The organism is Pseudoalteromonas sp. SG43-6 (assembly GCF_014164365.1).
Lineage (GTDB): Bacteria > Pseudomonadota > Gammaproteobacteria > Enterobacterales > Alteromonadaceae > Pseudoalteromonas > Pseudoalteromonas rhizosphaerae.
In genome coordinates this window covers 1-404 of record NZ_JACJEZ010000177.1, presented here as the reverse complement: position 1 = coordinate 404, position 404 = coordinate 1, and the positions used below count along the sequence as shown (strand labels likewise).

Annotated in this window: 1 protein-coding gene; it reads left to right on the top strand. The window is 52.2% G+C overall.

The genetic code is table 11. The features are described from left to right. The coding region (locus tag H5201_RS22685) for an Ig-like domain-containing protein (RefSeq protein WP_259399745.1) at positions 1-404 on the top strand (404 nt) is incomplete at both ends.

Sequence of the window (404 nt, the reverse complement as noted above, 5' to 3'; positions counted from 1 at the left end):
ACTGAAAACGGCGGAGTAATTGACACTCAAGCGCCTACTTTTGATATTGATCCACTTGCTGCAACGAACGATACCACGCCAACCATCACCGGTAGCAGTGATGAAATCGGTGGCATCGTCAGTGTCATCGTCACTGATGCGACGGGGGCAGTACAAACCTTAATCGCGACAGTGCTTGCAGATGGTACGTGGTCGGTGGATATACCGACGCCGCTTGCAGAGGGCGCATTCCAAGTGGATGGCAGCGTCACTGATGCGGCAGGTAATACCGCCAGTGACACTGAAAACGGCGGAGTAATTGACACTCAAGCGCCTACTTTTGATATTGATCCACTTGCTGCAACGAACGATACCACGCCAACCATCACCGGTAGCAGTGATGAAATCGGTGGCATCGTCAGTGT